Annotated in this window: 18 protein-coding genes and 1 riboswitch; of the genes, 14 read left to right on the top strand and 4 right to left on the bottom strand. The window is 44.3% G+C overall.

The genetic code is table 11. The annotated features are described in order from the left end of the window. Positions 1–370 precede the first annotated feature (370 nt). Positions 371–1,555 (bottom strand): MFS transporter, encoded by a 1,185-nt coding sequence (locus BLS23_RS14560; RefSeq protein WP_089653626.1) that lies wholly within the window; start codon positions 1,553–1,555, stop codon positions 371–373. Between the two features lie 86 nt (positions 1,556–1,641). After that, on the bottom strand, positions 1,642–2,718 hold the full coding sequence (locus BLS23_RS14555; RefSeq protein WP_089653623.1) for an AI-2E family transporter: 1,077 nt from the start codon (positions 2,716–2,718) through the stop codon (positions 1,642–1,644). Positions 2,719–2,856: 138 nt separating this feature from the next. Between BLS23_RS14555 and pepT the strand changes: the two genes are divergently transcribed. From pepT to BLS23_RS14530, 5 genes are all read left to right on the top strand, one after another. Continuing rightward, positions 2,857–4,089: a peptidase T gene (pepT, locus tag BLS23_RS14550; RefSeq protein WP_089653621.1), complete on the top strand. Its 1,233-nt coding sequence runs from the start codon at positions 2,857–2,859 to the stop codon at positions 4,087–4,089. Positions 4,090–4,405: 316 nt separating this feature from the next. Next, complete coding sequence (locus BLS23_RS14545) at positions 4,406–5,182, top strand: TerC family protein (RefSeq protein WP_089653617.1); 777 nt, start codon at positions 4,406–4,408, stop codon at positions 5,180–5,182. A 107-nt stretch (positions 5,183–5,289) separates the two neighbouring features. Next, complete coding sequence (locus BLS23_RS14540; protein WP_089653614.1) at positions 5,290–5,484, top strand: SE1561 family protein; 195 nt, start codon at positions 5,290–5,292, stop codon at positions 5,482–5,484. Beyond that, positions 5,481–5,936: a GNAT family N-acetyltransferase gene (locus BLS23_RS14535; protein WP_089653611.1), complete on the top strand. Its 456-nt coding sequence runs from the start codon at positions 5,481–5,483 to the stop codon at positions 5,934–5,936. The genes BLS23_RS14540 and BLS23_RS14535 overlap by 4 nt, the downstream gene beginning before the upstream one ends. 17 nt (positions 5,937–5,953) lie before the next feature. After that, on the top strand, positions 5,954–6,403 hold the full coding sequence (locus BLS23_RS14530; protein ID WP_089653608.1) for an OsmC family protein: 450 nt from the start codon (positions 5,954–5,956) through the stop codon (positions 6,401–6,403). Positions 6,404–6,471: 68 nt separating this feature from the next. Here the strand turns inward: BLS23_RS14530 and BLS23_RS14525 are convergent, their stop codons facing one another. Further along, on the bottom strand, positions 6,472–8,133 hold the full coding sequence (locus BLS23_RS14525) for a glycoside hydrolase family 13 protein (protein WP_089653604.1): 1,662 nt from the start codon (positions 8,131–8,133) through the stop codon (positions 6,472–6,474). Between the two features lie 295 nt (positions 8,134–8,428). Continuing rightward, positions 8,429–8,579: riboswitch (FMN riboswitch) on the top strand. A gap of 164 nt (positions 8,580–8,743) precedes the next feature. Here BLS23_RS14525 and ribD point away from each other — a divergent pair. The 9 genes from ribD to BLS23_RS14480 all read left to right on the top strand — a co-directional run bounded on the left by ribD (position 8,744) and on the right by BLS23_RS14480 (position 17,870). Next, positions 8,744–9,820 carry a bifunctional diaminohydroxyphosphoribosylaminopyrimidine deaminase/5-amino-6-(5-phosphoribosylamino)uracil reductase RibD gene (gene ribD / locus BLS23_RS14520; RefSeq protein ID WP_143015285.1) on the top strand — a complete coding sequence of 359 codons (1,077 nt, stop codon included), beginning with the start codon at positions 8,744–8,746 and terminating at the stop codon, positions 9,818–9,820. Next, positions 9,820–10,470: a riboflavin synthase gene (gene ribE, locus BLS23_RS14515; RefSeq protein WP_089653602.1), complete on the top strand. Its 651-nt coding sequence runs from the start codon at positions 9,820–9,822 to the stop codon at positions 10,468–10,470. Before ribD ends, ribE begins: the two co-directional genes overlap by 1 nt. A 12-nt stretch (positions 10,471–10,482) precedes the next feature. After that, a complete protein-coding gene (locus BLS23_RS14510; RefSeq protein WP_089653599.1) occupies positions 10,483–11,676 on the top strand; it encodes a bifunctional 3,4-dihydroxy-2-butanone-4-phosphate synthase/GTP cyclohydrolase II in 1,194 nt (397 codons plus the stop codon). Positions 11,677–11,692: 16 nt separating this feature from the next. After that, positions 11,693–12,160 carry a 6,7-dimethyl-8-ribityllumazine synthase gene (gene ribH, locus BLS23_RS14505; RefSeq protein WP_089653596.1) on the top strand — a complete coding sequence of 156 codons (468 nt, stop codon included), beginning with the start codon at positions 11,693–11,695 and terminating at the stop codon, positions 12,158–12,160. Between the two features lie 187 nt (positions 12,161–12,347). Continuing rightward, positions 12,348–13,772 carry a cryptochrome/photolyase family protein gene (locus tag BLS23_RS14500; RefSeq protein WP_089653593.1) on the top strand — a complete coding sequence of 475 codons (1,425 nt, stop codon included), beginning with the start codon at positions 12,348–12,350 and terminating at the stop codon, positions 13,770–13,772. A 74-nt stretch (positions 13,773–13,846) separates the two neighbouring features. Continuing rightward, a complete protein-coding gene (locus tag BLS23_RS14495; RefSeq protein WP_089653591.1) occupies positions 13,847–15,088 on the top strand; it encodes an aminopeptidase in 1,242 nt (413 codons plus the stop codon). A gap of 170 nt (positions 15,089–15,258) precedes the next feature. After that, complete coding sequence (locus BLS23_RS14490) at positions 15,259–16,275, top strand: acyltransferase family protein (protein WP_089653589.1); 1,017 nt, start codon at positions 15,259–15,261, stop codon at positions 16,273–16,275. A gap of 59 nt (positions 16,276–16,334) precedes the next feature. Further along, complete coding sequence (locus tag BLS23_RS14485; RefSeq protein WP_089653586.1) at positions 16,335–17,156, top strand: GNAT family N-acetyltransferase; 822 nt, start codon at positions 16,335–16,337, stop codon at positions 17,154–17,156. A gap of 48 nt (positions 17,157–17,204) precedes the next feature. After that, on the top strand, positions 17,205–17,870 hold the full coding sequence (locus tag BLS23_RS14480) for a type 1 glutamine amidotransferase domain-containing protein (RefSeq protein ID WP_208599188.1): 666 nt from the start codon (positions 17,205–17,207) through the stop codon (positions 17,868–17,870). Positions 17,871–18,522: 652 nt separating this feature from the next. Here BLS23_RS14480 and BLS23_RS14475 read toward each other — a convergent pair. Beyond that, a complete protein-coding gene (locus BLS23_RS14475; RefSeq protein WP_089653583.1) occupies positions 18,523–19,875 on the bottom strand; it encodes a YjiH family protein in 1,353 nt (450 codons plus the stop codon). Positions 19,876–20,019 lie beyond the last annotated feature (144 nt).

Below are 20,019 nucleotides of genomic sequence, written 5' to 3'. Positions count from 1 at the left end.
GCTTTTATGCACAGATTTAATGGAGGGTACGAACTTGCAGACACTCTATTCTGGGTGCGGAAAGCTTGTTATGTAGCGCTTTATGCATATAACACAAGGATAGTGGAAGACCCCCCACACAGTAGCGGGGTTCGTTTCTCACCTTCATGGAATGGGGTGGTTGGAAAGCTGCGAGACTCCCGCGGGAATGGATTGACTGGCGAGACCCCACAGTGCGAAGCACGAGGAGGCTTGCCGTCATCCCCGCAGGAAAGCGAGCTGCTTCCCAAACACCCCTAACACTCAACACCGTAAACGAACCCCAAGAACATCTTGAAACCGAGTCTTCAACAATCCTGCCATATTGTTCAATAAACAGCGGTTAAAAATCTTATTCGGGAGCTACCCATGGTTCGGTTTGTTTTCTGTAGTCCAAAATTGTGAGCAGTAGGACGAGAAGGAAAAGGAAGCTGGAAAGTTTGAATAACGTCGCCGTTTCGACGAACTGATAAATAAACCCAAGAATAAATGCACTTGATCCAATCCCGAGGTCAATCGATGAATAATACATCCCGTTAGCAATCCCGCTTCGCTCTGTCGTCGTTTTGGAGATGACCCATGCTTGAAGAGCGGGCATCATGGACCCAAACCCAATTCCGAATATAGCTCCTGCAATGACCAAGTGGACGTTTGAACTTGCTAGAGCAAGCACCCACATCGCACTAAACGAAAGAACAGAGCAAATCATGATCAATTTCCACGGACCGTTTTTATCAAAGTAGCGGCCTGTGATCGGTCTCGTTATGGTCGCAAATACAGCATTAAAGAAGTAGAAAAGAAACGTCCCGGAAAGCCCTTGTTCATTCCCGAAAATGACAATATAGGTAACGACAGAGCCGTAGCCGAAGGTATTCAAAATTGTAACGAGTGCCGGATACCAGCTTCTTTTTTCAATGAGAGAACCAGTAAAAGAAAAGCGTGGAGGAGCTTCTTGGTTCTTATATACCTGCTCAGGTGTTACAAAGCTGGTAATGGAGAAGAGCAGAATGGCGATCATACCTAAAGCAACAGCAATCCCCACAAGTAAATCAAAGGAATAATTCTGGTAAAGGTAGATGCCCAGGCTCGGAGCCATAATCATCCCGACCGTTACGGAAAGGCCGAAATACCCCATGCCTTCTCCTACGCGTCTTCTTGGAACGAGATCGACAGCGGCGGTCCCGTTAACCGTTGTCGACCATCCCCATGCAATTCCGTGGATGAAACGAATGATCAAAAGAATGACAACCACTTGGGTAATCGGGTAAAGGGCGGTCATCACGAGTAGGGAGATGGCTCCGATCAACACAAGGATTTTACGTGGCCGCGTCATTAACAAGTGGCCGATGAAAGGTCTGATGATGATGGCGGCAAAGGCAAACGTCGTCGTAATCAGTCCTACTTGTAAACTCGAGCCTCCAATGGATTCAATATAGGGAGGCAGGTTTGGAAGAAGCATTTGAAAGCTCATGAATGTGAATAGGTTGGCTAAGATCAAAAATATGAACGGCCATGTCCAAAGTTTCGGTTGTGGCATTTCTTTTCCTCGCTTTCATATCGTGTGGCGTGCGTCTTGTTTTCCAAAAAATGAAACCCACTATAAATAGCGGGCTTCAGCTGATATTATTCTGGATTCGTTGTTTCTCTTCTCTCAAGCCATTCTTCGTAAAAATGACTGATGATGGCTTTCAGTACGGCATAGGTCGGGATGGCAAACAATAATCCCAAAAATCCTGCGAGACTTCCAGCTGCTAAAATCAATGTGATGATAGTCAGTGGGTGGATACTGAGTGCTTTCCCCATAACGTTCGGGGAGACAAAGTTTCCTTCCAGCTGTTGCGCGATGATCGTAATAACGGCCACCCAGACAGCGAGGATCGGATCCTGAAACAGACCAACGAGCAAGGCTGGAATGACCGCTAAAAATGGTCCGACAAATGGAATGACATTCATGACCATGGCAAACAAGGCCAAAGTCAGGGCGTACTTCAAGCCAATAATCATGTATCCGATTAAAAGCAGAAGACCAACGACAATACTTACCGTCATTTGTCCCAAGATAAAGGCATTCAACGTATAGTCTACAGAACGTGCCAGCTTTTCGAAGCTTTTCGCAGCACGATTATTTAAAAACTGTTTAATGAATGGTACAAGCTTATCTCCATCCTTCAACATGAAGAAAAGGAAGAAAGGGATAAGCACGAGGGCGAAGACAAAACCTATCAGCTGACTGACGACGTTGATAATGACCGTTGGTGCTCCTTGTAAGTATGTTTCTAAGTTATTGACTACATTATCAATAGTGCTGTTGAATTCACTTGGAATAATATCCTGATTTTGCTGCCAGTACGTAACTGTTTCACTTAGCATTTCAGCCATATCGGGAATGTTGTCCACAAGTTTTGTGAATTGCTCCTGGGCGATCGGAGCTATGAACCGGGTTATCAAAAATCCGATGAATATGTAGAGAAGAAAAATGATAAGAATGCCCAGTATACGAGGGACGCGGTATTTTTCTAATAGCTGCAGCATCGGACGAGAAATATAAAAAAGAATTCCCCCGCCAATGAGAGGAACAGCGATGGCTGCAATATAAGTCAGAATGGGTTCAAAGAAAAAATGGATTTGATTTAATAATAAAACTAACAGGGAGAGGAGGATGGCGGTAACAATGACTTGGAACCAGCGTTTATGTATCAAAAGCGGACACACCTTTTTTATAAGAGTTTAATTACTATGTTTAGAATACCAAAGTTTGCCGGTGAAGCAATACATTTACTTTTAATCTTAGTAAGAATAAACTGAAAAAAGAAGCATGAATTTTGAGGAGGAAATTGAATGAAGAATGAATTACTGGAACGTTTTACTTCTTACGTGAAAATCGATACGCAATCGGATGAAAACAGTCCGACAACTCCTTCTACCGAAAAACAATGGGAGCTTGCCAATAAACTGGTGGATGAACTGAAGGAGATTGGAATGGAGGAGGTCATAGTCGACGACAACGCCTATGTGATGGCGACCCTTCCAGCCAATACGGACAAAAATGTTCCTGTCATCGGTTTTCTTGCGCACATCGATACAGCTACAGACTTTACAGGGACAGGTGTGAACCCGCAAGTGGTAGAGAATTATGACGGTGGCGCTATTGAATTGAACAAGGATGTTGTGTTGTCACCGGAAGAGTTTCCTGAACTTCCTACATATAAAGGACAGACCTTGATTACGACAGATGGTACGACACTACTGGGTGCGGATAACAAAGCGGGAATTACGGAAATCATGACCGCACTGAATTATTTGATTCAGAACCCGGATATTAAGCATGGGAAAATTCGGGTTGCTTTCACACCAGATGAGGAGATCGGCAGAGGCCCACATAAATTTGACGTGGAACGTTTTGGTGCGTCTTATGCTTATACGGTCGATGGTGGCCCGCTTGGTGAACTCCAATATGAGAGCTTCAATGCGTCAACAGCTAAGGTGATCTTCCACGGCCATAGCGTTCACCCGGGTACAGCTAAGAATAAAATGGTGAATGCGGCCAAGTTGGCGGTGGCCTTTCAAGAATCACTACCTGAACAAGAAGCTCCTGAGTATACAGAAGAATATGAAGGATTTTTCCATCTTCACTCTATTCAGGGAGACGTAGAGAAAGCCGAATTGACTTATTTGATTCGGGATCATGACAAAGATGCGTTCCAACAGAAAAAAGAGAAGATGAAGCAAATAGCGGAAGCCATCCGTGAACAATATGGCATGAAACGAGTGGATCTCACCATTGAAGATCAGTACTACAACATGGGGGATAAAATCGAACCTGTGAAACATATTGTAGATATCGCCCATGCGGCCATGCTGAATAAAGAAGTAGAGCCACTTGTGAAACCGATCAGGGGAGGAACAGACGGGTCGCAGCTCTCCTATATGGGTTTACCGACTCCAAACCTATTTACTGGAGGTGAAAATTTTCACGGGAAGTATGAATATATTTCGCTTGAAAGTATGGAAAAAGCGACGCAGGTCATTGTCGAGATTGCCCGATTATTCGAAGAAAAGGCAGAAAAGTAACAGAAGACGCGAATAGCTCAAACGTCCGTTCAATGTTGCATAAGGAAACCTTCCTGTTCTCATACTAAAATTATTCTATAAAGTGGGCAGGAAAGTCGTTGACAAAACATCGTTGCGTGCTATGATGAAGGATAGATGTAGCATTCCTAAAGGGGAGTAGCTGGGACAATAAAGTCGTCATTTCGGGAAACATTCCCCGGCTTTATTGGCAACGGAAGTTGTTAGCGAGACCTTTACCCACTGTGGTAAAGGTCTATTCTTTTGGTCCTTACCATAGTGGTGGGGACCATTTTTTATGGAAAAGGAGAGAATAGAATTGGATGCTCAATTATTGATTGAATACGGTTGGGTTTTGATCGTGCTTGTCGGTTTGGAAGGGATTCTTGCCGCAGACAACGCTCTTGTACTAGCGATTATGGTCAAACACCTGCCGGAAGAAAAAAGGAAAAAGGCGTTATTTTACGGTTTAGCTGGTGCATTTATACTTAGATTCGGATCTCTGTTCATCATTTCCTTCCTTGTAGACGTATGGCAGGTTCAAGCATTGGGGGCCGCGTACTTACTCTTCATCTCAGGAAAACACCTCTTTGATCGGTGGCGGACCAAAGGGGATGATTATGAAGAAGAAATGGAAGAAGATGCAGGAAATCAGCGAGGTAAAGGCTTTTGGGCTACTGTCCTTAAAGTAGAGCTTGCCGACTTGGCTTTCGCCGTAGATTCTATATTGGCTGCTGTCGCTCTTGCTGTCGCTTTGCCTGAAACAGATTTACCGGAAGTCGGAAGCTTGGATGGCGCACAATTCGCCGTCATTCTCACTGGTGGTATGATCGGAATTATCATTATGCGTTTTGCAGCTGGATACTTTGTTAAACTACTGAAATCCCGTCCAGGTTTAGAAGTAGCCGCTTTTGTCATTGTCGGCTGGGTCGGTGTGAAATTGGTTGTATCTACACTTGCACACCCGAATATACAAATTTTAGATGAACACTTCGCTCATTCAGCTTTATGGAAAATCATCTTCTATTCTGTCCTTGTCCTTATCGCAGTACTTGGATGGTTCTTATCCGATAAAAAAGAAGTGGAAGAAGCTTAATAAAAAAGCTGTGGCCTTCGCCACAGCTTTTCTTATGGGCAAAATCTTTTACTTTCCTTATGAGCAAGTTAAGATGAGAGGAGAGGAAAATAAAGGAGGGCTTACAAATGGGTAAGGCAGCTCAACATCCTTCACAACAGTTTCATTATATAAAAAATAGAATCCAAATGCTTAATCAAGTCGTGTCCAGCATGGATGCAGAAGATGTGGATATCGAAGATTTCAATCGCGTTTTGGACATGATTGAGCAGCTGCAGGTGAAAATGTCCCGCTTCAAAAAAGATTGGGAGCAGGAATCTTGAAAATTCAATGGACACCCACCACCCAACAGGAAGCAGAAGAAATGGCAGGCTGGAAATATCCTGCCCCCTATGATTTTTATGACATGACGGCTGACGAAGACGATTTGGAGCTATTCATAAATCCGGAGAAGCGGAGCCCACATACGTATAGTGCCCATAAGGATGGGGAGTTGATCGGCTTCCTAACGGTGGACTTGAAAAATCATCCCGCCGTTGACCTGGGGTTAGGGATGCGCCCGGATGAAGCAGGTAGAGGGCAAGGGGAAAGTTTCGTTCAATCTTGTCTCTGCTTTGCGACCGAGAGGTATCAAGCGCGTGCTTTTACACTTTCTGTTGCTACATTCAATAAACGTGCCATTGCTGTTTACGAGCGTGTAGGCTTCAAAAAGAAGCACACGTTCATGCAAGCAACGAATGGGGGACAATATGAGTTCCTTTCTATGGAAAAATAAAGAAGGAGAGTGACACCATGGCTTTGCATCATTTTCACTTAAAAGCCGACTGGCCAGGAGGAAGAAATGAAGTCGGTCATATCGAATCAGGAAAACTGAAAACGAAAATATCGATTCCGAAAGAGATGGATGGTCCAGATGTGGGTACGAACCCAGATGAAATGCTCCTTGGAGCGGCGGCCACCTGCTATATCATCAGTCTCGCTGCTATGATTGAAAGGGCAGAACTACCTCTGAAAGAAATGGACATGCAGTCAGAAGGAATAGTGGATGTTACCGATGGAGTCTTCACCTATCAAAAGATCATCCACAGACCGAGAGTGGTCCTGCACGCGGAAGCGGATGAAAAAGATTTATCCAAACTGAACCGCCTCGTTGAAAAAGCTGAAAAAAGCTGCATGATTTCAAAAGCCATTCAAGGTAACGTTGAACTTGAAATGGAAGCAGATACAAGCATTACTACATGACAAAAAGGACGGCACTCACAAGGTAGCCGTCCTTTTTAGTTCTCATCAAGCGGATGAAGACATGTGATTTATTGGTTTAATAAGTAAACACGTGCTTCAAAAGGCTTAAGCGTAAAACTCTTTACATCCACATGTTTATCAACAATTAGGTTTGACAGGATTAAATCCTCCGAGTTCAGTGTATAAGAGGATGTGAATGCTGCTGCATTTTTCGTCAAGTTTGTAATCACTAAAGCGGTTTTGTCACCAAGCGTTCTCGTATAAGCATAAATCTGTTTGTCCTCTGGAAGAATCAGCTCATACGTACCATATGTGAACAGATCATGCTGCTTCTTCAGACGAACCATCTCTTTATAATGATTCAGAATCGAATGGGGATCGTCCTGTTGGTCTGCGACGTTGATTGCTTTGTAGTTCGGATTGATTTTCATCCATGGCGTGCCGCTCGTGAATCCAGCGTTTTCTTCACGGCTCCATTGCATAGGCGTACGACTGTTATCCCGGGAGGTATTCCAAAGAATCTGCATGATCTCATCATGGGACATGCCTTGTTCTTTCTTCGCCTTGTACAAATTCTTCGCTGCGACATCATCATAATCTTCAATAGAAGGGAAGGCCATATTTGTCATGCCGATTTCCTGTCCTTGATAGATATAGGGTGTTCCTTGCATGAAGAAATACATCGTTGCAATGGATGTTGCACTCTCGCGCCAGTAGACTTCGTCGTCGCCCCACGTAGATACAACACGGGCTTTATCGTGGTTTTCTACGAACAAAGCGTTCCATCCGTCACCTTCCAAAGCTTTCTGCCAGCGTGTGAGGACTTTTTTCAATCCTGGGATATCCAGCTGCTGTTCTGCATCCTGATCCCAAAGATCCAAGTGTTCGAATTGGAAAATCATATCCATTTTCCCGTTATCTCCGACCCAAAGATCAGCCTCATCGGCACTGACACCATTTGCTTCGCCGACCGTCATGACGTCATAATTGCTGTACGTTTCGTCTTTGAACTCTTGTAAAAATTCATGGATGCCTTCCTGGTTCATGTGCATATCGAAAGAGGAGACGTACTTTTCTTTCTTCGGATTTGGCATATCCGGAAAGTCCGGCCGTTTCTTAATGTGACTGATGGCATCGATGCGAAAGCCATCAATTCCTTTTTCCAACCACCAGTTGACGGTATCATATAACGCTTCACGAACATCAGGATTTTCCCAGTTCAAATCCGGCTGCTTTGTGGAGAACACGTGCAAATAATATTGATCTGTTTTTTCATCGTACTGCCAGGCAGAACCATCAAAGATACTTTCCCAGTTGTTTGGCTCTCCACCGTTTTTCCCGTCACGCCAAATGTACCAGTCACGCTTCGGATCGTCTTTAGAGCTTCTTGATTCAATAAACCATGGGTGTTCATCACTCGTGTGGTTGAGAACAAGGTCTATGATCAGCTTCATGTCACGTTTGTGTACTTCCTGAAGCAAACGATCGAAATCTTCCATCGTCCCGAATTCCTCTAATATGTCCTGGTAATCGGAGATATCATAGCCATTATCGTCTTTAGGAGACTTGTACATCGGGCAGATCCAAATAAAATCAATGCCCATTTCTTTTAGATAATCAAGTCTGTCGATCATTCCTTGCAAATCACCGATTCCGTCACCGTTCGAATCTTGAAAACTACGAGGATAGACTTGATATCCAACCGCTTCCTTCCACCATACACGTTCCATAGTATTCGCCTCATTTCGTTACGTTTATAGATGCCTGTCACAGGCAGATGCAACCGATTGCGCACTTGTATAAAAATAAAAACTTGATTCCATTACAAGCTATCTCAAAAATATTGCTGTATATGAGTTTGTGCACAGTTTTGTGCAAACGTTTTCCTAATGTAATCTATCTTATCCGATTTTATCATTTTTTACAATAGGGATCGGGTTGAAAAATGAAAAGGATACGAGTTCTTAGAATTGCACTTTCCCGTCATTTCCTATATATTTAGGATGTAAGAGATAATCGTATATTGAAAACCTTCGGGGTCGGGTGAAAGTCCCAGCCGGCGGTAATGAGCATGTTGCTCCTAGCCCGCGACGGAGAATCAGTGTTAGGCACGGTTCTCCCTGATTTGGTGAAACTCCAAAGCCGACAGTTAAAGTCTGGATGGGAGAAGGTTGTAGAAACGTAAAGGTACAAAAATTAGAGCATTACGTGTACCCTTTTTTAAGTGTATGCGATTTACGTTCAACGACCCTGGAGAAGTCTGTCTTCTTCAGGGTTTTTTTATTTTTTCTTAAGCATACGGAAACGGTGGTGAAGGTCTTGGATCGAGATCAAAGATACATGAGAATTGCGATAGACATGGCGCGGGAAACGGTTGGGCAGACAAGTCCGAATCCTTCCGTCGCTGCCATTGTTGTTAAGCATAATCAGATCGTAGGAGTAGGCGTTCACATCAAGGCAGGCGAACCTCATGCCGAAGTCCATGCCCTTCGTATGGCAGGAGAGAAGGCTAAAGGTGCAGAGATTTATGTCACGCTTGAACCGTGCAGTCACCATGGGCAGACCCCCCCATGTGCAGAAGCTGTCATCGAAGCTGGAATAAAAAGAGTGGTAGTTGCATCCAATGACCCCAATCCTAAAGTATCCGGCAGAGGAATTCGAATGATGAGAGAGCATGGTCTTGAGGTGAAGACAGAGGTGTTGAAAAAAGAAGCCGATGAGCTCAATACTCCTTTTTTTCATTTCATTCAAAAGAAAGAGCCCTATGTCCGTTTGAAGACGGCTATGAGCCTTGATGGGAAGATTGCAACCTCTACAGGTGAGAGTCAGTGGATTACAGGTGAAGAAGCACGCCTGGATGGTCACCACTATAGACACCGCTCAGATGCGATCTTAGTCGGAATCAACACGGTGCTGATGGATAACCCTAAATTGACGACTCGAATAGAGGGGGAAGGCCGCCACCCGATAAGGGTCGTGCTTGATACCCATCTCAGAATGCCGCCTTCCTCTCAATTGATCCAGGACGACTCGGCACCAACATGGATCTTCGTAGGGGATCATGTGAAGAAAGAAGCTATGGATACCTTTGAAAACTATCAACATGTCACCATCATCCCGCTTCATGGTGAACAAGTTTCCATAGAAGAAGTTCTCCGTTATTTAGGAGAACAAAAAGTCACTTCTTTGCTAGTTGAAGGAGGAGCGACGATTGCTGATGCGTTCGTACGCGCGGGGAAAGTCGATGAAACCGTGACGTATATGGCACCTAAGTTAATCGGTGGAAAAGAAGCCTTGACGCCAGTGGGCGGAAAAGGAATACAACAGCTAAAGAATGTAAGCTCCTTTGAAATCGTCTCGATTGAAAAAATAGGGGATGACATTAAAATTGTTTCCGTTAAAAAAGGAGAATCTTAATGTTTACTGGGATTGTTGAAGAAATAGGAACATTAAAGTCAGTAAAAAATAAAACAGAAGCACTCGAAGTGAACCTTTCAGCTAAAGAAATTTTAACAGACGTCAAATTAGGCGACAGTATTTCCGTTAATGGCGTGTGTCTGACTGTAACAAACTTTACGGGAGAGACGGTCTCTTTTGACGTCATGCCAGAAACTTACAGAGCTACGAACATTCATGAACTACAGCAGGGGGACCCGGTGAACTTAGAACGGGCGATGGCTGCAGGCGGGCGTTTTGGTGGCCATTTAGTATCCGGGCATATTGATGGAACCGGTAAAATCGTTTCAAAAAAGCCTGAATCCAATGCCGTTTATTATGAAATTGAGCTACCTGAAGAACTTATCCAATATTTCGTTTATAAAGGTTCCATCGCTGTGGACGGCACTTCCCTGACTGTGTTTGGTGTCGATGACTCCAGAGTGACGATTTCACTTATTCCTCATACGATGGAGCACACGGTGCTCGGCGCAAAAGGACCTGGAGACAGTGTCAATATTGAGTGCGACATGATCGGGAAATATGTAGCTCATTTTTTGAGCGGACAAAATAAAGAAGAGCCGAAGTCGAGACTGTCCAAACAGTTTCTTTCCGACAACGGCTTTGCATAAGAGGGTGAAATGATGTTTGATTCAGTTGAAAAAGCGATTGAAGATTTAAAACAGGGGAAACTCGTCATTGTATGTGATGACGAGGATCGTGAGAATGAAGGTGATCTAATAGGGATTGCTGAGTATGCTTCCGCTGAAATGATCAATTTCATGATCAAGCATGGTCGAGGGCTTGTCTGCGCTCCCATTACGAACGACCTTGCACAGGACTTAGAACTTGTACCTATGGTCGATAACAATTCGGATCCCAATCAGACGGCCTTTACCGTAAGTATCGATCACAAGGATACAACGACGGGGATCTCTGCAGACGAAAGGGCATTGACGATTAAGGAAATGTTGAATCCGGAAACGACAGCAGCGGACTTTCAGAAACCTGGACATATCTTTCCTTTAATTGCGAAAGAAGGCGGCGTCCTGCGTCGAGCGGGGCATACAGAAGCGTCTGTAGATCTTGCTCAACTTGCTGGAGCACGTCCGGCTGGTGTCATTTGTGAAATCATCAAAGACGATGGAACGATGGCGCGTGTACCTGACCTTAGAAAAATGGCGGATGAGTTTGATCTTCCAATGATCACGATTGCAGACCTTATCCAATACCGTCATAAAAAAGAGAACCATGTTAAACGCGAAGTGGAAGTGAAAATGCCCACCGAATACGGTGATTTCCGTGCGATCGGTTTTTCCAACGATATTGATTTCAAAGATCATATCGCGCTGGTCAAAGGGGAAATCAACCCGGATGAACCGATGCTTGTCCGTGTCCACTCTGAATGTTTGACAGGAGATGTGTTCGGTTCTTACCGCTGTGACTGTGGTCCGCAGCTTCACAATGCGCTGAGACAGATCTCTGAGAACGGAAGCGGCGTCCTTTTGTATATGAGACAGGAAGGTCGTGGCATCGGACTCATGAACAAACTTCAAGCATACAAACTTCAGGAAGAAGGTTTAGATACGGTAGAAGCGAATGAAAAGCTGGGCTTCGGTCCTGACTTAAGAGATTACGGAGTAGGAGCACAAATCCTCAAAGATCTCGGAATTACAAAGCTTCGGCTTCTCACAAACAATCCGAAAAAGATCTCCGGCCTTGGAGGTTTTGGATTGGAAGTCGTGGATCGCGTTCCAATCCAAATGGAATCCAGAGAGGAAAATGAAAGATATTTAAAAACAAAGCAATCGAAAATGGGACACTTATTTCACTACTAGAAGGGATGAAGAAAACATGGTAAAAACGCTAGAAGGTAATCTCGTAGGCACAGGATTAAAAGTAGGGATCGTTGTAGGTCGTTTCAACGATTTCATTACAGGAAAGTTATATGAAGGGGCAGTTGATGCTTTCAAGCGTCATGGTATTGAATTGAATGACGTTGAAGTTGCTTATGTACCAGGAGCTTTCGAAATCCCACTGGTGGCGAGCAAAATGGCGAACTCAGGAAAATACGATGCTGTCGTTACACTTGGAGCGGTGATTCGCGGCTCTACCCCACACTTCGATTATGTATGTAATGAAGCGGCCAAAGGTGTATCGCAGGCCTCACAGCAAAGTGGCATTCCGGTCATCTTCGGAGTCATCACGACAGACACCATCGAGCAAGCGATTGAGCGCGCGGGTACGAAGGCAGGGAACAAGGGCTGGGAAGCAGCTACTGCAGCCATCGAAATGGCAACCCTACTCAAAAACTTCGAATAAAGAGGAGGAGCTGACCAGGATGCTGGTCAGCTCTTTTTTGAGCGAAGGGGAATCCGATTTAAGGATGCCTTTCGCTGATAAAAGAGCATAAGACTTCACGGGAAATTGTCCACATGTGGATAAGTGGTTATCGGTAGTTTATATCCACAAGTAAAAAGGAAGGGTAAGGAATGAAGGAGGGGGAAGGATGACAAGGAGAGCTGTATGGTTTAGGAGAGATTTAAGGTTGAATGACCACACCGCTTTAGCCAAAGCGTTGGAACATACAAAAGACGACGATCAAATCGTGCTGTTTTTTCATATCCATCCATCATTGAATGAATCATTTACATCGAGACATGATTATTTTTTCCAAACTTTAAAGAGTCACGTAGACAGGGCAGAGGAATTGAAGGCTCCTATCCATTTCATTCATGGAGAGACGGAAGAAGCGTTCCGACATCTTATCGACGATTTGAATGTGGAGATGGTTTATTTCAATAGAGATGAAGTCGGATTTGGAAAAGAGCGCGATGAATCGATGACCGAATACTTAAGTGATCATGAAGTGGAAGTCTATTCTTACATCGATCATCATCTTCACGGGGCCGATGAAGTGAAGAAAAACGATGGAGGGTTCTACAAAGTTTTTTCCCCTTATCTTAAAAAATGGAAGCAGCTTCAGAAGCCGGCCATTCAAAGGGTGGACCTCGATAAATTATCACTTGTAGCCATTGATGAGCGGGAGGCATTTTCTAATGGCCAGCAAGCATATGATGATTTGATCAAAAAAACAGGTGACGCGTATGAACGCGTCGGAGAAAAAGATGCGTTAAAACAACTGGAACATTTTCTGGATGAGGACATTTACGACTATGATGAGCGAAGAGATTTTCCTGCCATCGATGGGACGAGTCTAATGTCTCGTTTTCTACGTACAGGGGCGATATCCATCAGAACCATCTATCACAAAATTGAAGAGGAAGTCGATTTTAGGAAAAACACCTCCGGGGTGGATACGTACATCTCGGAGCTTGCCTGGCGGGATTTTTACAACATGATTTACCATTACCTTCCTGATGCTAATTCTACAGAAATGGTGGAAAAATACAGAGGGATTCCGTGGAACAATGATGATGAATTGCTTGAAAAATGGAAAGAGGGTCAGACAGGATTTCCGCTTATCGATGCAGCCATGCGTCAATTGAACGAAACAGGATGGATGCATAATCGCCTGCGCATGGCGGTCGCTTCATTTTTAACGAAAGACCTGCTTATGGATTGGCGGGAAGGGGAACGATACTTTTCAGAACGGCTCGTGGATTATGATCCCGCTTCAAATATTGGGGGATGGCAATGGGCTGCCTCTACGGGCACCGATCCTGTCCCGTACTTCCGGGTTTTCAACCCGACGCGGCAGTCCGAGCGTTTCGACCCCCATGGTCGTTTTATAAAAGAATGGCTTCCTGAACTTGAAAACGTGAAAAAGAAACACATACATGAACCATCTAAAATGACAGAAGAAGAGCAGCAGGAAGCGGGATGTATCATCGGAGAAGACTATCCAGAACCGATCGTCGACCATAAAACGATGAGAGAACGAGCAATTGAAATGTTCAAAGATAAATCATGAAGACGTTCGTTCTAGGAAACAAGACCAGGATATGAAATAATAGACAGATAATGAAGAAGTTGGAGGGTTAGACATTGAGTAAACATCAGAAACAATTAGAAAAGTATGCAGATCTTGCTTTAAAAAAAGGTGTGAATCTCCAAAGAGGACAAGGATTAATCATCAATGCTCCCATTGAAGCGGCTGAGCTCGTCCGCACCATCTCAGCTAAAGCTTATGGCAGAGGAGCGAAGAATGTCCACTTGGAATGGAATGATGAAGTTCTCAGTTTTATGAAAATGAAGAACGCTCCTATGGAAGTGCTTGAGAATTTCCCTAAGTGGAAAGCAGAAGGCCTGGAAGAGATGGTCAAGGATGGGTATGCGCTTTTATCCATTTATGGCCCGAATCCTGATTTATTCAAGGGCATCGATTCGGAGCGGATTGCGAAGGCGAATAAAGCAAGTGGAGAAGCTCTCACGAAGTATAGAGACTATATTATGAACGATAAAACCACATGGTCGATCATTGCCTACCCGCAGGAAGCATGGGCTCAAAAAGTATTTCCAGATCATTCGCCTGAAGAAGCGCAGGATAAATTATGGGAACAAATTTTCCATATCACTCGCATCGATCAGGAAGATCCGATCAAAGCATGGGAAGATCATAACGAAAAGCTTCGGCAGGCTCGAGAATACTTGAATCAGAAACAATACAAAAAGCTTCACTATAAGGCACCAGGCACAGAGTTGTCGATCGAACTCGTCCAGAACCACATTTGGCATGGTGGTTCAACGACTTCAGAGAAAGGGACGGAATTCAATCCGAACATTCCGACCGAAGAAGTGTTCACAATGCCTCACAAAACAGGGGTCCAAGGAAAAGTCACAAGTACGAAACCTCTCAATTATGGAGGGAACCTGATTGAAAACTTCACACTGACGTTTGAAAATGGAAAAGTCGTTGACTATCAAGCTGAATCTGGAGAAGAGACTTTAAAACATCTGCTTGAAAGTGATGATGGAGCCAAACGTCTTGGAGAGGTTGCTCTTGTTCCGAATGAATCTCCAATTTCTAAGTCAGGGCACATTTTTTACAACACGCTTTATGATGAAAATGCTTCCTGTCATCTGGCTTTAGGAAAAGCTTACCCGACCAATATCCGTGGGGGATCTTCCTTTAATAAAGAACAGATGGAGTCCCATGGGGTCAATGACAGCTTGATTCATGAAGATTTTATGATGGGTTCCAAGGAGTTGGACATTGACGGTGAAACAAAAGAAGGGGAATTTGAAGCGATCTTCCGTAAAGGTTCATGGGCCATCGACTTTAAATGATTGTAGTGAGGCATCCGTAGAGGGTGTCTCTTTTTCAGCCATAACAATTCATAACAAAAGATAACAATTGGTTTACATATGGTTTAAAAATGAATAAAAGTGCCTTAAAAAGCACAGGAATGTGGTAAACATGAGGTAGAGGTTTAATCGATAATGAAGGGTGAGACAACATGAAACGTGATGCCTTTTTTGATAATGCCAAGCTCGTACTGATTTTTCTCGTCGTCTTTGGTCACATCATTCAGCCGTTTACAGACGGATCAAGGCCGATGTACACATTATATACTTGGATTTATACGTTCCACATGCCTGCATTCATCTTTCTTGCTGGGTTCTTTGCGAAAGGATCAGGGGAAAAAGACTACATCTTACAATTAGCTAAAAAATTGATCTTGCCTTATCTCATTTTTCAACTCGTTTATACGGGATACTATTTCTTCATCGGAAAAGGAGCGACCTTAAGCGGGATCTTCTATCCACACTGGTCTCTATGGTTTCTGTTCAGTTTGTTCTGCTGGCATATCCTGCTTTATTGGTTCAAAAAGATTCCTCCATTCCTTGGAGTGGCCATAGCCGTGCAAATCGGGGTGCTCGTCGGGTACTTCAGTGACATCGGGCATCATTTCAGTTTGTCCCGGACGTTCGTTTTCTTCCCATTTTTCCTTGTGGGTTATTGGTTGACGAAAGAACATGTACACAAATGGAGAACACGTCGGGTGAAAGAAGCAAGCCTTGTCGTGATGGCGATCGTTGCCTCCGTCATCGCTCTATTTCCAGAATTCAGCTCAGGCTGGCTGCTCGGATCTAAATCGTATGAGGTGCTTGGGAGCCCTGAAATGGGAGGCGTGTTCCGTCTAGGTGTTTATGTGCTTGCAGCCGTTATGACTATTAGTGTTTTTGCATGGGTTCCGAATACCCAATACCGGTTAACATACCTTGGTGGAAGGACATTATATGTTTACTTGCTGCATGGGTTCTTCATCCAGTTTTTCCGCCAGGCCGATTGGTTCAAAGTCGACCACGTGTTTGATGTCTTAGGTCTTGCTATCGTAGCTGCGGCGATTGTGTATGTGTTATCGAGCGGAATCATCCGCACGTTGACGCAGCCATTTATAGAGGGGCGCATACAGCTCTTGAAAAAATGGTGGCACCGGGTCAATCATAAAGATTCTTCCTTTCAGTCTTAAGAAGGGATTCTCTCCTCTATAGAGAATGTTTAAGTAGAAATAATAGGAGGGGAAGCCTTATGGAAATCATCTCTATGAAGAATTGTTCGTTTGAAGATGCTCTTACATCATGGAATGAGGGGTTTCAAGATTACTCGGTCCAAATTCAAATGGAGTTGGATGGATTTTTAAAAATGATGAGCTCTAAACGATTGTCTCCGGCTTATTCATTTATCGTGTACGATAGGGAAAAGCCTGTAGGGATCGTTTTGAATGGCATCCAAGAAATCGACGGAATAAAAACGGCATACAACGGAGGGACAGCTGTACACCCTTCGTATCGTAAAAGAGGAGTGGGGCGCTTGCTGGTTCACTCCTCTTTATCTATGTATGAAAAAGAAAACGCCTCTGTAGCTACATTAGAAGCGCTATCAGAAAACCAATCCGCTATTGCTTTATACGAAGCGTATGGATATCAGATCGTGGATCATTTACATATTATGAGATCCACACCTGGAGGCAACAGAGGAGAACGCCTGAACCGTTTAGAATCCATGGATGAACGTGAATGGAAGGAGCAAATGTCCAAAGGGGGATACCCGTGGCAGAATCAACCTTTCTCCATCGAAAAGGGGGAATTTTTCAAAGTCACGGATGGTGAAGCAACCTTCGGGGGCTTGGTCTTCACTCGGAATGATAAGGGGCGGATCACATTATTTCAGCTACAGTCTGAAAACAAGGGGAGGCAATGTCTGAAAACCCTTCGTTCAAGTTGTCCGAATGCCATCATCACTGCTTTCAATATACCTGAAATAAGCCCAGCCTATGAAGCATTGAAGCAAGAAGGGTTCGAAACTCAATTGCAGCAGGTTTGGATGAAGAAAGTATTGGGATTGAAATGACTTCATTTGTAAATAATAGGAGGGATATGTACAAGGAGGTTGCTGATCATGGATCAAAAGATATTAATGATTGTGACGAATGCGGACCAATTGGACGGAAAACATGAAACAGGATTGTGGCTTCAAGAATTTGTCGAGCCTGCAACCGAATTCCAGGAAGCAGGTTATGAAGTCATAGCAGCAAGTCCCGAAGGAGGTCGTCCTCCCATAGACCCGAACAGCTATAGCAATAGACTGCCAAAGGTTTGGGACGGGGTCATGGAACCAATAAATAAAACGGTACCCCTAGCCGAAGTAGACCCAACAGAATTTGCAGGGATTTTTCTTTGCGGAGGACACGGAACGATGGTCGACTTCCCGGAAAATGATGAACTGGAAGAATTACTCCGACACTTTTTAACAGAAGGAAAAGTCATAGGTGCTGTATGTCATGGGCCTGCTGGTTTTGTAGGAGTAGAAGACCATAATGGCCGCCCCCTCGTAGAAGGTAAGAAAATCACCGGCTTTACGAATGAAGAAGAAAAAGATACCGGACTCGATTCCATCGTTCCTTTTATGCTCGAAGATCGGTTGAAGGATGCGGGGGCAGAGTTTGATCCTGGTGAGGCCTACTCTGATCACGTCGTCAGCGACGATCCCTTCGTCACCGGACAAAACCCACAGTCCAGCCTGTCAACCGCACAAAAAATGCTCGAACTCCTAAAAAACCGCTAAGCCCCCCAAAGCTTAGCGGTTTTTCCATATAAGCTCCCGTTTGTGAAAAACTCAGTTTCGAGATAATCCGGGGTTCGTTTGCCGTATTTGGAGGCAGGGGTGGTCGGGAAGCCACTCGCTTTCCTGTGGGGGAGTGGCGAGCTTCCTCGGGCTACCGCCCTGTGGGATCTCGCCTATCTCCTTTCTCCCACGGGAGTCTCGCAACTTCCCAACCACCCCATTCGATGTATGTGAGAAACGAACCCCTTTACCAAGTTGGATTGTCTTCCACCATCCCACTTTTAGAAGTATAAAGCGCTCTACATCAAGCTTTCATGCTCGAAATGATCACTGGGAATCGTTTATATTATCCCATTGACTTGAGCATACAAGCAGAGTTTCTGAGAAGTGGTTTCGAGACACTTACAAGGTAAAGGGCGGAGGGGAATGGGGAGACTCCTGCGGGAAAAAAGTGCATGGTGAGACCCCGCAGGACGCAGTCCGAGGAGGCTCACCGCGCTCCCGCGGAAAGCGAGCCATTCCCCGCAGCCCCATCCACTTACACAAAAGTCTCGAAACTGAGTCTTCCACACTCCTGCCATTTACTACAATAAGGGATGGGGATTTGATTGGATATAAAAAGCACTTCCTCGTTGGAGGAAGTGCTTTTGCTTTAGAACAATAGATGAGCGATTAGCGTAATGATCGGCAACGTGATGATTGTCCTTAGAAGGAAGATGATGAAAAGGTCTTTGATATTGACTGGAACTTTAGACCCTAGCAATAGACCACCGACTTCAGACATATAAATCAACTGAGTTACAGATAGAGATGCAATGATAAAACGGGTCATTTCACTTTCGATAGAGGATCCGATAATCGCAGGAAGGAACATGTCCGCGAAACCAACAAGGATGGTTTCAGATGCTTCCTGTGCATAAGGCACCTGCATCAGTTCAAGAAGTGGAATGAACGGCATGCCGATCCATGTGAAAAATGGAGTGAATTCGGCAATGACGAGTGCAATGGTACCCAGCGCCATAACGATTGGAGCTACACCCATCCACATATCCAGGATGTTCTGGAATCCTTGCTTCAGGAAGTTAGCGACCCCACTCGCTTTGCTGCCTTGTTCTACGGCTTTTGTATAGCCGTAGGTAATCAAGTTGTGATGTTCTGGCACTTCTTCTTTTTTATCACTTGGTTCTTCCGTTACATACGTATCTGCTTTTCTAGAAAGAGGGGGGATTCTCGGCATGATCAATGCGGCAATGAAGCCTGCAATCGCTACGGTTAAGTAAAACTGACCGAACATATCGCCAAGACCGACCTCTTGAATGACTACAAGGCTGAAGGTAATGGATACAACGGAAAAGGTTGTCCCGATAACAGCTGCTTCACGCTTCGTATAATAACCCTCTTCGTATTGTTTACTCGTAAGAAGGACACCGATGGTTCCATCTCCTAACCAGGAGGCTAAAGAATCAATGGAAGAACGTCCCGGAAGGCGGAAAAGCGGACGCATGATTTTAGTTAAGATGACCCCGAACAGTTCAAGCAGTCCATAGTTCAGAAGCAGGGGTAAAAACAAACCTGCAAATAGAAAAACAGCAAATAGAACATGCAGTAGGGAGTCGAGAAGCAGACCGCCTGTGTTTGCGCTGGTAATCGCTTCAGGGCCGATTTGAAAGTAAACCATGATGGCGAAAATCATACCTAAAAGGCGAGTAACCACCCATACTGGTGGGACATTAAATAAAGACTGGAAAAATGGCGAGCCACTCAGGGCTTCTTTTCCAGCTGCCTTCGCTATGACTGTTCCAATGGCGGTAATAGAAATAATGATCATCATGATCAAAGATAAATAATCGGCAAGCCATGTCTCCACCCAACCCGCAAGAATGGCGATTGGAATGGTAACGGCACCGTCATCTCCGAAGATCGGAAACATGAATAGGAAAATCCCGATCAAGGATGGAATAATGAACTTTAAATGGGAAGATGCACTAAAGTCTTTCGCTTTCATCCAAAATCTCTCCTGACGTTATCTGTTTTATTTATAAATAGTTGAGAATAATTATGCAACACTATTTATTCTATTACGTTTTCCGTCAAAAACCAATAGGAAATTTGTAGATAATGTGCGGGGTGTGTTTATGGAAGTAGAAAA

Source organism: Halobacillus aidingensis (assembly GCF_900104185.1).
Classification (GTDB): Bacteria; Bacillota; Bacilli; order Bacillales; family Halobacillaceae; genus Halobacillus; species Halobacillus aidingensis.
Note: the sequence above shows the minus strand (reverse complement) of the source record. Positions and strands in the feature narration are given on the sequence as shown.

Bases quoted from the DNA above. Each gene is read 5' to 3' on its own strand.
- BLS23_RS14510 (WP_089653599.1), top strand. From the start codon at position 10,483: ATGTTTGATTCAGTTGAAAAAGCGATTGAAGATTTAAAACAGGGGAAA.
- BLS23_RS14480 (WP_208599188.1), top strand. From the start codon at position 17,205: ATGGATCAAAAGATATTAATGATTGTGACGAATGCGGACCAATTGGAC.
- BLS23_RS14485 (WP_089653586.1), top strand. From the start codon at position 16,335: ATGGAAATCATCTCTATGAAGAATTGTTCGTTTGAAGATGCTCTTACA.
- BLS23_RS14540 (WP_089653614.1), top strand. From the start codon at position 5,290: ATGGGTAAGGCAGCTCAACATCCTTCACAACAGTTTCATTATATAAAA.
- BLS23_RS14525 (WP_089653604.1), bottom strand. From the start codon at position 8,133: ATGGAACGTGTATGGTGGAAGGAAGCGGTTGGATATCAAGTCTATCCT.
- BLS23_RS14475 (WP_089653583.1), bottom strand. From the start codon at position 19,875: ATGAAAGCGAAAGACTTTAGTGCATCTTCCCATTTAAAGTTCATTATT.
- BLS23_RS14560 (WP_089653626.1), bottom strand. From the start codon at position 1,555: ATGCCACAACCGAAACTTTGGACATGGCCGTTCATATTTTTGATCTTA.
- BLS23_RS14530 (WP_089653608.1), top strand. From the start codon at position 5,954: ATGGCTTTGCATCATTTTCACTTAAAAGCCGACTGGCCAGGAGGAAGA.
- ribH (WP_089653596.1), top strand. From the start codon at position 11,693: ATGGTAAAAACGCTAGAAGGTAATCTCGTAGGCACAGGATTAAAAGTA.
- BLS23_RS14500 (WP_089653593.1), top strand. From the start codon at position 12,348: ATGACAAGGAGAGCTGTATGGTTTAGGAGAGATTTAAGGTTGAATGAC.
- pepT (WP_089653621.1), top strand. From the start codon at position 2,857: ATGAAGAATGAATTACTGGAACGTTTTACTTCTTACGTGAAAATCGAT.
- ribD (WP_143015285.1), top strand. From the start codon at position 8,744: ATGAGAATTGCGATAGACATGGCGCGGGAAACGGTTGGGCAGACAAGT.
- BLS23_RS14490 (WP_089653589.1), top strand. From the start codon at position 15,259: ATGAAACGTGATGCCTTTTTTGATAATGCCAAGCTCGTACTGATTTTT.
- ribE (WP_089653602.1), top strand. From the start codon at position 9,820: ATGTTTACTGGGATTGTTGAAGAAATAGGAACATTAAAGTCAGTAAAA.